This window comes from Pseudoalteromonas sp. TB41 (assembly GCF_000497975.1).
Taxonomy (GTDB): domain Bacteria; phylum Pseudomonadota; class Gammaproteobacteria; order Enterobacterales; family Alteromonadaceae; genus Pseudoalteromonas; species Pseudoalteromonas tetraodonis.
This window is the reverse complement of sequence record NZ_AUTH01000007.1, coordinates 161,786-176,019: the sequence shown is the minus strand read 5'-3', so window position 1 is coordinate 176,019 and position 14,234 is coordinate 161,786. Positions and strand designations below refer to the sequence as shown.

Below are 14,234 nucleotides of genomic sequence, written 5' to 3'. Positions count from 1 at the left end.
TAGGTCTCCAAGAAACGAAGGAGAGCTAGAAATGAGTGAACAATATGCCGCCTTGCGAGGTAATGTTAGTCTACTTGGTCAATTATTAGGACAAACTATTAAAGATGCCCAAGGCCAAGAGATTTTAGATAAAGTAGAAGAAATTCGGGCTTTATCAAAATCATCTCGCAGTGGCAATGAAGCCGATCGCCAAGCGTTAATTGATGTACTCCATGCGCTTAGTGATGAGGAGCTTTTACCGGTTGCCCGTTCATTTAATCATTTTTTAAACTTAGCTAATGTTGCTGAGCAGTTTCATACCGTATCACGTTTTAATGATGTTGGTTTTTGCCAACTAAATCCTCTCACTCAAACATTAAAAACGTTAGCAGCAAAGGCCGAACAAGGTCAGCTTAATCATAATCATTTAGCCGACACACTCTCAAAACTCCACATAAACTTAGTACTAACCGCTCACCCAACCGAAGTGACTCGACGTACTATTATTAACAAACATGTTGAACTAAGCGATTGTTTAGCATCACTTGAGCGCACCGACAACCTTGCGCAGGAGCGCGAAGCGATATTAAATCGAATTGCGCAGCTAATTAGCCAAGCTTGGCATACTGACGATATTCGTCGTTCTCGCCCAAGCCCAGTTGATGAAGCTAAATGGGGCTATGCGGTAATTGAAAATAGCTTATGGGATGCCGTGCCACGTTTTTTACGTGAGTTTAGCCAGCATGTTAAACAGCATTTGAGCCTTGAGCTACCAGCTAACTACAGTCCGATAGAATTTACGTCATGGATGGGGGGGGATCGAGATGGTAACCCGTTTGTAACCGCCGAGGTGACTAAGCAAGTACTCGATCATGGCCGTTGGATGGCGCTGGATTTATACCAGCGTGATTTAGAAACTTTGTGTGCTGAACTTTCCATGTCTGATGCCAGCGATGAGCTTATTAAGCTGGCAGGGCAAGAGTTTGAACCTTATCGAGCCGTGCTCAAAGAGCTTAAAAATCAAGTGGCTGAAACAGTGATGTACTTAAGCGCTAAAATTAAAAATAAGCGTACAGAATCACAAGATTTAATTACTGATATTAACCAAATTAAGCACCCAATTGAGGTGTGTTATCGCTCATTGTTAAAATGCAATATGCAAGTGGTTGCTGATGGCTTGCTATTAGATGTGATCCATCGTGTAAATAGCTTTGGTTTGCGTTTGGCAAAACTGGATGTGCGACAGGATTCGTCAAGACACAGCGATGTGTTTTCAGAATTAACTCGTCATTTAGGTATTGGCGATTACAATCAATGGGAAGAGCAAGACAAACAAGCTTTTTTACTGACAGAGCTAAATTCACGTCGTCCGCTTATTCCTAGGCATTGGCAACCAAGTCCAGAAGTGCAAGAGGTGCTTGATACCTTTGATGTTATTGCACAGCAAGATGAAAAAACCTTTGGTTTATACATTATATCTATGGCACGAACCGCCTCTGACATATTAGCAGTGCAGCTATTACTTAAAGAGTCTGGCTGTGGTTTTGAACTGCCTGTGGCGCCTTTATTCGAAACCTTGGATGACTTAAACGATGGCCACAACGTCATCACTACGCTTTTAAATAACGAGTGGTACCGTGGACACATCAAAAACACCCAAAATGTAATGATTGGCTATTCAGACTCAGCCAAAGATGCAGGCATGATGGCTGCTGGTTGGGCACAATATGAGGCAATGGATAAGCTCGTACAACTAGCGGATGAACGCGGTATTGAGCTTATTTTATTCCATGGACGTGGTGGTACGGTTGGACGTGGTGGTGCGCCTGCTGCACAAGCATTGCATTCTCAGCCGCCGGGGTCGTTAAAAGGCGGGCTTAGGGTAACAGAGCAAGGTGAGATGATCCGCTTTAAATTTGGCCTGCCTAATGTTGCATTACAAAGCTTAAATATTTATGCAGGTGCGGTACTACAAAGTAATTTATTGCCACCACCAGAGCCTAAATCACAGTGGCGCGAAGTAATGGCATTAATTAGCGATGTGTCGTGTGAGCATTACCGTAATGTGGTGCGCCACGATGAAAACTTTGTACCTTACTTTAGAATGGCGACACCTGAATTAGAACTGTCAAAACTACCGTTAGGCTCAAGGCCTGCAAAACGAAATCCAAATGGAGGGGTTGAGAGCTTACGTGCTATTCCATGGATTTTTGCGTGGAGTCAAAACCGGTTAATGTTACCTGCATGGTTAGGTGCATTAAGTGGACTTAAAGCCGCGCTTGAAAAATATGGGATTGAAACCTTAAGCGAAATGAGTTTGCAATGGCCGTTCTTTAGAGCACGTTTAGAAATGCTAGAAATGGTATTTAGTAAAGCGGATAGCTGGTTGAGTGAGCATTACGATAATGCGCTGGTGGAAGAGATGTATAAGCCTTTAGGTGTTGCCTTGCGAGAGGAACTTGGTGAGGCGATGACGTTAGTGCAATCATTAAGCCCACAAAAAAGCTTATTGGCTGATCAGCCTTGGATCAAAGAGTCTATTGGGCTTAGAAACCCATACACCGACCCGCTTAATGTATTACAAGTTGAGTTATTACGTCGTTCTCGTGGCGATGATAAAGGCAATGAAAATGATATAGACAATGCCTTGATGATCACTATGACCGGTATTGCAGCGGGTATGCGTAATACAGGTTAATCCAAAACTAGATTAGTTTTAGAGGGAACACACGACGTGTTCCCTTTTTTTACGTTGAATAGGCTGGTATTTAGTTTGCCAACCTTTTACACTACTTGGCCATTGAACAAATAAAAACTATTATGGCTTCAGCAACTTTTAAAGTGCAACATAATACAGCACTTAGCAATTCACACATTTCTCTAAACGTAGCGCAAACGCAAGCTCTACGCAGTCAATTAAAAACTCAACGCGGTATTTTATATTCAAGCGATATTAAAGCGCTTTGCACCGAGCTTAATGTTAGCGACGATGCATTATTACAAGGCTTAGTGCCTATGGCTTCAGAGTTTTCCGTTGCACCTATTTCCAAATTTCATGTCGGCGCAATTGTAAAAGGGCTCGATTCACAAGGAAACACTACTTTTTACTTTGGCGCTAACGCTGAGTTTGACCATCAAGCACTTAGTTTAGTGGTGCACGGTGAGCAATCTGCAATTAATAATGCCTGGTTAAATGGCGGTAAAAAAATTCTTAAAATAGCGATTAGTGATGTCCCATGTGGGTACTGTCGTCAATTTATGAATGAACTCGCTGATGCGAAAGAGCTTGATATTTTACTGCCAGCACAAAACTTTAAATTGGCAGAGTTATTACCTCATTCATTTGGACCAACCGATTTAGGCAATGAGCACAGCTTATTTAACCCAGCAGAGCAAACTAATTGTTTTGAAAACAAACAACTTGATGAAAAGCTGATGAGCTATGCTTTAGCGGCTTATGTGCCATACAGCCAAAATTACAGTGCAGTAAAAATAAGTACGTTTGAAAACGGTGATTTTTATGGCAGCTATGCAGAAAATGCAGCGTACAGCCCGAGTTTATCGCCATTACAAAGTGCTGTGAGTCAGTTGTTTTTAGCAGGACTGAGCTTTGATAAGCAAACAGTTAAATCAGTTACGTTATTAGAAACGGCTGGTCATGAAAACCAATCAGGGGTGGCAAAAGCCGTGTTAGCAAGCTTTACTGGCTTGCCAACACTTGAGGTTATTAGCGCAACATTAGCCAAGTAACACTTTAGCGGCTTCAAGTACCACGGCAACCGATTTTTTCTCAATCTCGCCGTGGTCTACGTTAGGAATTTCTTGACGTGTTCTATTTACTAATACACCTGCAACACAGGCTGCTTGTAGGCCAAGAGCGGCACACATAGTAAATAAAGTAGCCGATTCCATTTCGTAGTTCATCACGCCTAGTTTTTGCCATTCTTCACAGCTACCCTGTAATGACTTAGGAACATAACCAGAATGCGTATCGTAACGCTCTTGTCCTGGGTAGAAGGTATCGCTTGAAGCGGTGATACCGATATGAAAATCGATGTTTAGGTTTTCACAGGCTTTTACCATCGCTTGAGTGGCAAAAAAATCAGAAACAGCAGGGTAGCACAGCGGTGCAAAATGCTGACTCGCGCCATCCAAACGAACTGAGGCTTGGCTAATTAAAATATCGCCTTCGTTAATGTGCGGCTGAATCGCGCCTGTTGTGCCAATGCGAAGAAAGCTACGTACGCCAAGTTGAGCCAGTTCTTCAACCGCAATTGACGTTGAAGGGCCGCCGATACCGGTTGAACATACAACCACTGAGTGGCCGTTTAATTGGCCTAAATAAATGTGAAACTCACGCGTTTGAGCAAGGCAGGTTGGATTATCTAAGAACTGTGAAATGCGTGCTGCACGATCTGGATCCCCTGGAACAATAGCCAGTTTTGCACCTTTTAAATCATCAATACACAGTCCTAAGTGAAATACCTTTTCCATAACTAAGCCTTTTTAATAAGAGTTGTTGTCAATTTAACATGATTACGAGAAACCTAAATGAAGTACAGGACGGATGTCCGTATTGATTTATTCATCAACTCTGAATATTCAATCAATGGCTAAAATTACTAACAAAATGAGCCAGTTGACTTGTTTGCTCAGACACTATATTCATACCTCAGAGCAAACCAGTAGCTAGCCAAAAGAGTTGTTAGCTAAATTTTAAATTGTTTATATTCATAAGGTTAGTTAGTAGGTTTTGTATTGTTTTGCCACTGACCTAACCTCGCAAAACACAACGTTCAGTGATTTTTATAACCACATACAATTAATTTTTAATTTATTCAGCGTTCGTCGTTTTGCATAACTACTCAATAATAGACAAGATATTCAGATTGAAAAAGGGTTTACAATGAGCACACAATTTCAAGCATTTAAAAATAAAGTTGAACACTGTTTATGTGCACCTGGCGACGGTGTATTTACGGTTAATACGGCAAAAGAACGCAAAGCAGCACTCAGAAATAAATTATATGGTCAAACTGAAAATGTCGATGCTTTATGGCGTGACTCGCTAAATGAATTACCTAACTCACCCCACAAAGCGGTTATGCTGGGGATTAGCTCTGATTGTGGTGGTGGTATTTTACGCGGTGCAAACTGGGGGCCTTTATTTTTACGTTCAGCTTTAATTGACCAGCAAACACAGTGTCGTTCATTTGACTTAGGTGATGTGCGCGTAATACCGCATTTATTACACGATAAATACTTAAACGAGGCAACAATTACCAATTGCCAAAAAGCGCTTTATGGCAATGACAATAACGACCATTTCGTAAGTCCACTGTCTATTACCGAAGATGTATGTGACAGCTTTTATGCAACATTCCAAGATAAAGGCATTTTTGGCATTGGTGGCGATCATTCTATTAGTTACCCGCTGACAAAAGCGTACTTAAAAGCAAAGCGTAGCCAAGGTAAGCGTACGGCTATTATTCATTTCGACGCCCACACCGATTTATTGGTTGAGCGTTTAGGCATCGATTTATGTTTTGGCTCTTGGTGTACCCATATTTTAGAATTTTTACCCGCGCCACATCATTTAATTCAATTTGGTATTCGCTCAAGTGGTAAGCCTAAATCACATTGGGAAAGTACCTTTGGCGTTAAACAGCACTGGGCTGCTGAAATTATTGAGCGTGGCGCAGCCGCTGTTGCTGCCGATACAATCGCGCAACTAAAGGCTGACAAGGTTGATGAAGTGTATGTAAGCTTTGATATTGACGCACTAGATGCTCAATTTGCCTCAGCAACAGGTACACCTGAAGAAAATGGATTAACACCACAGCATGCGCTTGATATTTTGTCAGCCATTGCCGATGAGTTTCCAATAACCGGTGCAGATATGATGGAAATCGCGCCGTTTACCGACAGCTCATTAGTGGGTCAATCAAGCTCAGAGACGACGCTTAGAGAAGGCGCTAAAATTTCAGCATTCTTAATTGCAGCAATGAATCGTTAATCCTAAAGGTCAAAATTGGCTATTTGTAAATAATCCGCTATATTAAATTTGCTTTTATCAAAAAAGTAACATCTTAAATTTTATATAGTGGGTTATTGTGACTAAGTGGTATTGTGTATTATTGTTCATTGTAAGTCATCATTGTACGGCTAAACTTATTGTTGTGACAGAGAACTTTGCGCCTGCGCAGTATCTGGACGCGAATAACAATTTAGTAGGTGATGCTGCCGATAAAGTCCGATTAGTGCTTGATAGCGTAGGTATTGATTATTCAATTTCTGTAAACGATTGGAGTATGGCTTACAATATTGCACTGAGAGATCCCCAAACCTGTATATTTTCTATTTCTCGTTCGCCTGAGCGGGAACATAATTTTATTTGGTTTGCTAAGCTTGCCCAATTTGACACTAATTTTTACTCCCTTAAAAGCAAAGGTATTTCCTTAACTAATTTAGAGCAGGCAAAGCAATACCGTATTGCGGTTTTAAAAGATAACTACAGCCATCATTACTTACTTTCAAAGGGCTTTAAAGAAAACGAAAATTTAATGCTGTTTAGTAGTTTTGATAATATTTTTAAGATAATCCAAACCCGAAGTTCGAGTATTGATTTAGTTGTTATACCAGCGCAGCGAATAAACCATGAACAATCTCATTTATTAAATAAATTACAACTCGAATTACTCATGCCCATCAATGCCCATCAAGCCCCTTTATATTTCGCCTGTAATAAAAATCTACCCGATAACGTAAAGCAACAACTTAGCGCGGCTTTTTCTTCATATGAGTCTAAACTATAAATATTAAGCTTTTGATTTTTATTAGTTATTAATATTATTTAAATATCAATTGCCCTGTCTATAAAAGCGTCTATAATCCAGCTGCTTTTGCTTGTAAAAGCGATTATTTTGGAGTTATAAATGGGTGATTTAATCGGGATTGCGTTATTAATCTTGATGAGTGCGTTATTTGCGATGTCAGAAATTTCGATTGCCGCTTCACGCAAAATTAAGTTAAGAGTAATGGCGGACGAGGGCAATGTGCACGCTTTGGCTGTTTTAAAGTTGCAAGAGCAGCCAGGGGCTTTTTTCGCCATGATCCAAATTACGCTCAATGCGATTGCGATATTAGGCGGGATTGTTGGCGAGCAAGCATTGTCTCCTTACATGCAAGAAATACTACAGCTGTTTTATCAAGGTCCATTACTTGGGCAAATTAGCTTTGTATTATCGTTTTTAATTATTACCTCGTTATTTATTTTATTTGCCGATTTACTCCCAAAGCGTTTAGCGATGATTTTACCTGAGGCCGTTGCCGTGAGGGTGGTGACAATTATGCGCTGGGTTACTTTTGCGCTCACGCCACTGGTATTATTTTTTAATGGCTTAACCAATATTGTTTTACGGGTGTTTAAAGTGCCCAGTGAACGTGAAGATATTGTGACCACTGAAGATATTGTTGCGATGATGGATGCTGGTGCTGAATATGGCAGTTTACAGCAACAAGAGTATGATTTAATAGGAAATGTATTTGATTTAGAAGCGCGTTTCTTATCAAGCGTTATGTCACCGCGTGAGCAAATTGTTTATTTTGATATTGATGAATCTAGCGACGATATAGCAAATAAAATTATAGATCACCCGCACAATCACTTTTTAGTGTGCAAAGGCAATCTTGATAAGTTAATTGGCTCTGTTGAGTCTAAAGATATTTTACGCCAAGTACTCAAAGGTGAGGCGGCAAATATTAACGATGACATGCTTGATAAAGATATTTTTTACTTGCCCGAAACATTGAGTTTATCTGAAGCGTTAAATGCGTTTAAAACCGCTGTGCATCCTTTTGCGGTGGTAGTTAATGAGTATGCTTTGGTGGTTGGGATTGTTACGGTTAAAGATTTAATGAAAGGTTTTATGGGCGATTTAATTACTCATCAAAGTGAAGAGTTAATTATTGAGCGCGACGCCAGTTCTTGGTTAGTGGATGGCTTAACACCGATTGTTGAGCTGGCGAAGGTACTTGAAATTGATGAATTTCCTGATCAAAATCATTATGAAACCGTGGCCGGATATTTAATCTATACCATGAAACATATTCCTAAACGCGCAGAGTTTGTTTTATTTGCAGGTTTTAAATTTGAAGTTGTGGACGTGGAAGGAATTCGTATTGAGCAGTTACTAGTCTCTAGAGTTAATACTGACAGCGAATAATAACAGCCAACATAGCTTAAGAGCAGCCAATGAAAGTTCATTGGCTGCTTTTTTATGGGTGTTACTTAAATAACTCAGCTATTGTTTGTGTTACTTATCTATTCAATTGTAAAAATGTGTAAATGTTGCTCAGTGGCTATTTTTAATTGCTGTACTATAGTTTAGAATGATCGTTCATTCTAAACTAAAAGGTATTTGACATGCAGCGTTCCCGCATCGCTTTTTTTGTATTTTCGGCCCTCGTTGGTTCTGTTGCTTTAAGTGGTTGTGATCAGGTAGCTGAACAACCTAAGGCTTCTGCTCCTGCAGCGACACCTGTTGGTGTGGTCACCTTAACAAGCCAAGCTATTACACTTAAAAAAGAATTACCAGGGCGTGTTAGTGCGTTTCAAATTGCTGAAATTCGTCCTCAAGTCAGTGGTATTGTTCAATCTCGCTTATTTGAAGAAGGCACACAGGTTGAGCAAGGCCAAGCGCTTTATCAAATTAATCCTGACATTTTTGAAGCAGAACTCGCAGCCAGCAAAGCGGCCGTTGCGCGCGCAGAGGCTAGTATTGCAAGCAGTAAATCTAAAGCGTCGCGTTATAAAGAATTGCTAGAAATTAAAGCGGTAAGCCAGCAAGACTTTGATGAAGCCGATGCAGCATACAAGCAAGCATCTGCAGAACTATTAACGGCAAAAGCACAGTTACAAAGCGCGCAAATTAATCTTGATTATAGTCATGTTTCTTCGCCAATTAGCGGCCAAATTAGTAAATCAAGTGTCACTGTCGGGGCACTAGTTAGCGCAGCTCAAACCACAGCATTGGCAACCGTTACTCAGCTTGATCCAATTTATGTAGATTTAACCCAATCAAGCAATGAACTAACCAAGCTAAAAAGAGCATTGGCATCGGGTTCTTTAGGGGTTGATTCAACCACTCAAACAGATGTTGAACTTATTATGGAAGATGGCTCTGCGTATCCTCATAAGGGAACATTACAGTTCTCTGAAGTGACGGTTGACCCAAGTACGGGCTCGGTAACGTTACGCGCTAAGTTTCCAAACCCTGAAAAACTATTGCTCCCTGGTATGTATGTACGTGCTGAGGTTGTTGAAGGAGTGAAATCTAATGCAATACTCGCTCCTCAACGCGGTGTTAGTCGCAATACTAAAGGCGAACCTACAGCTATGGTTGTTAGCAAAAACAACACCGTTGAAAGCCGTGTATTAAAGGTAGAGCGTACTTTGGGCGCTAACTGGTTGGTAACCGACGGTTTAGCTGATGGCGATCAATTGATTGTGGAAGGGCTACAGAAAATTCGCCCAGGCGCACCGGTTGCTGCATCACAAGTACAGTCATCAGCAAATAACAGCCAATAACGGAGAATTTCATGTCACGATTTTTTATCGACAGGCCTATTTTTGCATGGGTACTGGCTATTGTGGTGATGCTTGCAGGTATTATTGCGGTTAAAAGTTTACCCGTTGCTCAGTATCCGTCTATTGCACCGCCTGCTATTATGATTACTGCTAACTACCCTGGTGCTTCTGCGCGTACTTTAGAGGACTCGGTGACTCAGGTTATTGAGCAAAAAATGAAAGGTTTAGATGGCTTGTTATATATGTCATCGACCTCTGAATCAAGTGGTTCAGCAACATTAACTCTTACCTTTGATGCAGAAACTAACCCTGATATTGCACAAGTGCAAGTGCAAAATAAACTAGCAACAGCTACGCCATTATTACCTGAAGAAGTGCAACGACAGGGCGTTGTGGTTGCTAAGTCATCGTCTAGTTTTTTACTCGTTGTTGGTTTTGTATCGCAAGATGGCAGTATGACCAACATTGACATTGGTGATTACGTATCATCAAACGTACAAGATATTGTTGCGCGTGTTGATGGGGTGGGCGAAGTACAATTGTTCGGCTCTCAATATGCAATGCGTATTTGGCTCGATCCGGCTAAGTTACAAAGTTATAAACTAACGCCAAACGATATCTCTGCGGCAATAAAAGCACAAAATGCGCAAGTGTCGGCAGGTCAGCTCGGTGGTATGCCGTCATTGGCTGGTCAACAGCTTAATGCAACGGTGACGGCTCAAAGCCGATTACAAACACCTGAGCAGTTTAAAGATATTTTAGTTAAAACCAACAGCGATGGCTCGGTAGTGCGTTTACAAGATGTTGCTGATGTGGAACTCGGTGGTGAAAACTACGGTGTTGTAGCGCGCTTTAATGGTAAACCGGCATCGGGTTTAGGGGTTAAATTAGCCAGTGGCGCAAACGCTTTGGATACAGCACAAGGTGTAAAAGATGCACTTGAAGAACTTAAACCATTTTTTCCAGAAGGTTTAGAGGCGGTTGTGCCTTATGACACCACTCCTTTTGTTGCATTATCAATCGAAAAAGTAGTACATACCCTAATCGAAGCGGTCGTTTTGGTATTTGTTGTAATGTACTTATTTTTACAAAACTTCAGAGCAACTATTATTCCAACCATTGCGGTGCCTGTCGTATTGCTAGGTACGTTTGGTATTCTATTTACCTTTGGGTATTCCATTAATACCCTCACGATGTTTGCGATGGTACTGGCCATTGGTTTACTCGTAGATGATGCGATCGTTGTTGTCGAAAACGTTGAGCGTTTAATGACCGAAGAAAAGCTCTCTGCGGTTGAAGCAACGCGAAAATCGATGGATGAAATTAAAGGAGCACTGGTAGGTATTGCGATGGTGCTGTCGGCTGTATTTATTCCGATGGCATTCTTTAGTGGCTCTACAGGGGTTATTTATCGTCAGTTCTCTATTACCTTAGTGTCGGCGATGGGGCTGTCGGTACTGGTTGCGCTTATTTTAACTCCCGCACTGTGTGCTACGTTATTAAAGCCTAGCCATGTTCACACCGATGGTAGCTTTATTGGTCGTTTTTTCTCAGGCTTTAACCGTGGTTTTGATAAAACCAATAAAGGTGCGCAAGGTTTTGTTGGCCGCATGATCAAACATTCTAAGCGCTACTTGCTTAGCTATGCATTAATTGTAGGCGGCATGGTGGCTATTTTTTCAAACTTACCAACGGCATTTTTACCTGATGAAGACCAAGGTATTTTGTTTAACCAAGTAATGCTTCCTGCAGGCTCTACTACAGAGCAAACGCTTGAAGTGGTTAAAAAAGTTGAAAACCACTATTTAGAAGATCAATCTGAAGCCGTTAGTTCAATTTTTACGGTAACAGGTTTTAGTTTTGCAGGCTCTGGACAAAACTCAGCAATTGGCTTTGTTAGCTTAAAGCACTGGGATGAGCGCCAACGTGACGACCTATCAGTGGGCGCCGTTGCAGGAAAAGGCATGGGGTATTTTTCAACGATTAAAGAGGCTTTTGTATTTGCATTTCCACCTCCGGCGATTGTTGAACTTGGAACCGCAAATGGCTTTAATATGTTTTTACAAGACCGTGTCGGTTTAGGTCATGATGAGCTACTAAAAGCGCGTAATCAGTTATTGGGTATGGCGAGTCAAAGTCCAATATTGGCAGGTGTTCGCCCTAATGGGCAAGAAGATATGCCTGAGTTACAGCTGAATATTGATCTTGCAAAAGCAGAAGCGCTTGGTGTGTCGCAAGGTGATATTAATAGTACGCTTTCGACAGCATGGGGTAGTAGTTATGTAAATGACTTTATCGACCGTGGTCGCGTGAAAAAAGTATATCTGCAAGGTCAAGCCGATGCGAGAATGGTGCCTGAGGACTTAAACAAATGGTATGTGCGTAATAAAAACGGCGATATGGTGCCATTTTCAGCATTTGCTAGTTCTTATTGGTCTTATGGTTCGCCTCGCTTGGAAAGGTATAACGGCTTTTCAGCAATGGAAATCCAAGGCAGTGCAGCGCCAGGCTACAGTACAGGTCAAGCCATGGATGAAATGGAGCGTTTAGTTAAGCAGTTACCACAAGGTATTGCTTCTGAATGGACTGGTATTTCATATCAAGAGCGATCAAGTGGCGGTCAAGCGCCGTTGTTATATGGATTATCACTGTTATTTGTATTTTTATGTTTAGCTGCGCTTTATGAAAGTTGGTCAGTACCATTTGCAGTAATGATGATTGTGCCACTGGGTATTTTTGGTGCGATTGTAGCCGCCTTTATGGGTAACTTATCAAACGATATTTACTTACAAGTGGGTTTATTAACCACCATAGGTTTAGCCTCTAAGAATGCCATTTTAATCGTTGAGTTTGCGATTCATAAAATGGAAGAAGGCTTAAGCTTAGTTGACTCGGCGATTGCCGCTGTACGCCTTCGCTTACGTCCTATTTTAATGACCTCAATGGCCTTTGTGTGTGGTGTGCTTCCATTAGCTATTGCCTCAAGTGCTGGTTCAGGTGCACAAAATGCATTAGGTATTTCAATTATTGGTGGAACACTTGCCGCCTCGTCATTGGTTGTTATTTTTGTACCGTTGTTTTTTGTTTTAGTACGTAGACTGTTTTCAGGAAAAGCTAAAACCACCTCCGAGGAGGAAGTATAATGAGTTTAAGAGCAATCAGTTTTAGTGCTTTTACTTTAGCAATTTTATCTGGATGTCAGTTAGCTCCTCAACAAGAAGCGCTAAATTTACCTGTCCCTGATGCGTATGCATCAGAGACAGGGGATGAGCAGGTGTCCTCGTTAAAATGGCAGCAGTTTTTTAATGATGAAAAACTTAAAACACTGATATCACAAAGTCTTGAACATAATAAAGACCTACAAATAGCTGCTTTAAATGTTCAGCGCGTGCGTGGTTTGTATCAGATTGAAGATTCAGCGTTATATCCATCACTGGATTTTAATGCATCAGGAAGTCGTCAGCGTTTACCCAGCGATTTATCAGCAAGTGGTCAACCACAAATAAGTTCTCAATACAGTGCAACGGTAGGCATGACGGCTTACGAGTTAGATTTATGGGGTAAAGTACGCAATCAGTCAGAGCAAGCATTACAAACGCTTTATTCAACTCAGCTGAGCCAATACACCATGCAAGTGTCGTTAATTGCAGAGCTTGCTAATGCTTGGTTAAATTACGCGACCGATCAACAGTTGTTAGCGTTGGCACAAGAGACGTTATCATCGCAGCAAGCATCCTTATCATTAACCCAAAAAAGTGTTGATTTAGGTGCCGCTTCTAAAATTACGCTGGAACAACTTAAAAGTACGGTAGCCACCGCGAAAGTTGATATTGCTAAATACCAACGTTTAGTGAAACGCGATAAAAACGCGCTTGATTTATTAGTAGGTAAAACGGTAGGTGAGGATTTACTGCCAAGTAAGTCATTAAATTATTTATTAGACTTGCCTAGTGTGCCTGTGGGTTTACCTTCTGATTTACTAACGCAGCGACCAGATATAAAAGCAGCAGAGCATCAGCTGTTAGCCGCTAACGCTAACATTGGTATTGCCCGTGCAGCGTTTTACCCGAGCATTAGTTTAACTGCCAATGCAGGAACTGCATCACGTGATTTAAGTAATTTATTTGATGCAGGCTCAGGCACATGGAGCTTCATGCCATCGGTAAATTTACCTATTTTTAATATGGGTCGAAATCAAGCAAATTTAGATGTCGCTAACGCAGAGCAACAAGTTGCTGTAGCAACGTACCAGCAAAAAATACAGCAAGCATTTCGTGAAGTTGCTGATGTACTTGCGGATAGAGAAGGCTATAACGCACAGTTAATGGCTCTTGAGGAGTTATTACAAAGCCGAAAGACAACCTTTGAATTATCGCAGGCGCGCTACGACAAAGGGGTTGATAGCTTTTTACAAGTGCTTGACGCTCAGCGAACTTGGTATAGCGCAAGGCAGCAATTGATCACGGGCCAACAAGCTGTGCTTGCAAGCCAAATCAATTTATACAAAGCGGTTGGCGGTGGCTGGCAGACCACTACTTCAACCGTTAAGTAAATTAGTACGCATAAAGCCTGTTAACAATAAAAGGTTTTATGCGTGATTAAAGTAATGCCCGTTTAGCGTTTATTTTTTGTGATCAAAGCAGTAAACGCTAAATATTTCGAGTTG

General features: G+C 41.2%; 9 protein-coding genes. 8 read left to right on the top strand and 1 reads right to left on the bottom strand.

From position 1 onward, the window contains the following. Window positions 1-31: 31 nt before the first annotated feature. Both ppc and cdd read left to right on the top strand, forming a co-directional pair. Complete coding sequence (gene ppc, locus L641_RS0101615; RefSeq protein ID WP_024600944.1) at window positions 32-2,677, top strand: phosphoenolpyruvate carboxylase; 2,646 nt, start codon at window positions 32-34, stop codon at window positions 2,675-2,677. A gap of 122 nt (window positions 2,678-2,799) precedes the next feature. Continuing rightward, window positions 2,800-3,729 carry a cytidine deaminase gene (gene cdd / locus L641_RS0101610; RefSeq protein ID WP_024600943.1) on the top strand — a complete coding sequence of 310 codons (930 nt, stop codon included), beginning with the start codon at window positions 2,800-2,802 and terminating at the stop codon, window positions 3,727-3,729. On the opposite strand, the gene udp is transcribed toward cdd, so the two are convergent. After that, window positions 3,718-4,473, bottom strand: a complete 756-nt coding sequence (udp, locus tag L641_RS0101605; protein ID WP_008112319.1) for a uridine phosphorylase — start codon at window positions 4,471-4,473, stop codon at window positions 3,718-3,720. The genes cdd and udp overlap by 12 nt on opposite strands. A 412-nt stretch (window positions 4,474-4,885) precedes the next feature. Here udp and L641_RS0101600 point away from each other — a divergent pair, with 412 nt between their 5' ends. The 6 genes from L641_RS0101600 to L641_RS0101575 all read left to right on the top strand — a co-directional run bounded on the left by L641_RS0101600 (window position 4,886) and on the right by L641_RS0101575 (window position 14,120). Continuing rightward, entirely contained in the window at window positions 4,886-5,995 is a 1,110-nt protein-coding gene (locus tag L641_RS0101600) for an arginase family protein (protein ID WP_008464328.1), read from the top strand. Window positions 5,996-6,092: 97 nt separating this feature from the next. Continuing rightward, a complete protein-coding gene (locus L641_RS0101595) occupies window positions 6,093-6,794 on the top strand; it encodes a transporter substrate-binding domain-containing protein (RefSeq protein ID WP_024600942.1) in 702 nt (233 codons plus the stop codon). A gap of 120 nt (window positions 6,795-6,914) precedes the next feature. Then, entirely contained in the window at window positions 6,915-8,204 is a 1,290-nt protein-coding gene (locus L641_RS0101590) for a hemolysin family protein (RefSeq protein WP_024600941.1), read from the top strand. 200 nt (window positions 8,205-8,404) lie between these two features. Further along, complete coding sequence (locus tag L641_RS0101585) at window positions 8,405-9,568, top strand: efflux RND transporter periplasmic adaptor subunit (protein WP_013463138.1); 1,164 nt, start codon at window positions 8,405-8,407, stop codon at window positions 9,566-9,568. 11 nt (window positions 9,569-9,579) lie between these two features. Beyond that, window positions 9,580-12,711: an efflux RND transporter permease subunit gene (locus L641_RS0101580; protein WP_024600940.1), complete on the top strand. Its 3,132-nt coding sequence runs from the start codon at window positions 9,580-9,582 to the stop codon at window positions 12,709-12,711. Further along, entirely contained in the window at window positions 12,711-14,120 is a 1,410-nt protein-coding gene (locus L641_RS0101575; protein WP_016899150.1) for an efflux transporter outer membrane subunit, read from the top strand. Before L641_RS0101580 ends, L641_RS0101575 begins: the two co-directional genes overlap by 1 nt. Window positions 14,121-14,234 lie beyond the last annotated feature (114 nt).

What these genes read in the sequence shown, in the direction of transcription:
- ppc (WP_024600944.1), top strand. Translation starts at nt 32, where the DNA reads ATGAGTGAACAATATGCCGCCTTGCGAGGTAATGTTAGTCTACTTGGT.
- cdd (WP_024600943.1), top strand. Translation starts at nt 2,800, where the DNA reads ATGGCTTCAGCAACTTTTAAAGTGCAACATAATACAGCACTTAGCAAT.
- udp (WP_008112319.1), bottom strand. Translation starts at nt 4,473, where the DNA reads ATGGAAAAGGTATTTCACTTAGGACTGTGTATTGATGATTTAAAAGGT.
- L641_RS0101600 (WP_008464328.1), top strand. Translation starts at nt 4,886, where the DNA reads ATGAGCACACAATTTCAAGCATTTAAAAATAAAGTTGAACACTGTTTA.
- L641_RS0101590 (WP_024600941.1), top strand. Translation starts at nt 6,915, where the DNA reads ATGGGTGATTTAATCGGGATTGCGTTATTAATCTTGATGAGTGCGTTA.
- L641_RS0101585 (WP_013463138.1), top strand. Translation starts at nt 8,405, where the DNA reads ATGCAGCGTTCCCGCATCGCTTTTTTTGTATTTTCGGCCCTCGTTGGT.
- L641_RS0101580 (WP_024600940.1), top strand. Translation starts at nt 9,580, where the DNA reads ATGTCACGATTTTTTATCGACAGGCCTATTTTTGCATGGGTACTGGCT.
- L641_RS0101575 (WP_016899150.1), top strand. Translation starts at nt 12,711, where the DNA reads ATGAGTTTAAGAGCAATCAGTTTTAGTGCTTTTACTTTAGCAATTTTA.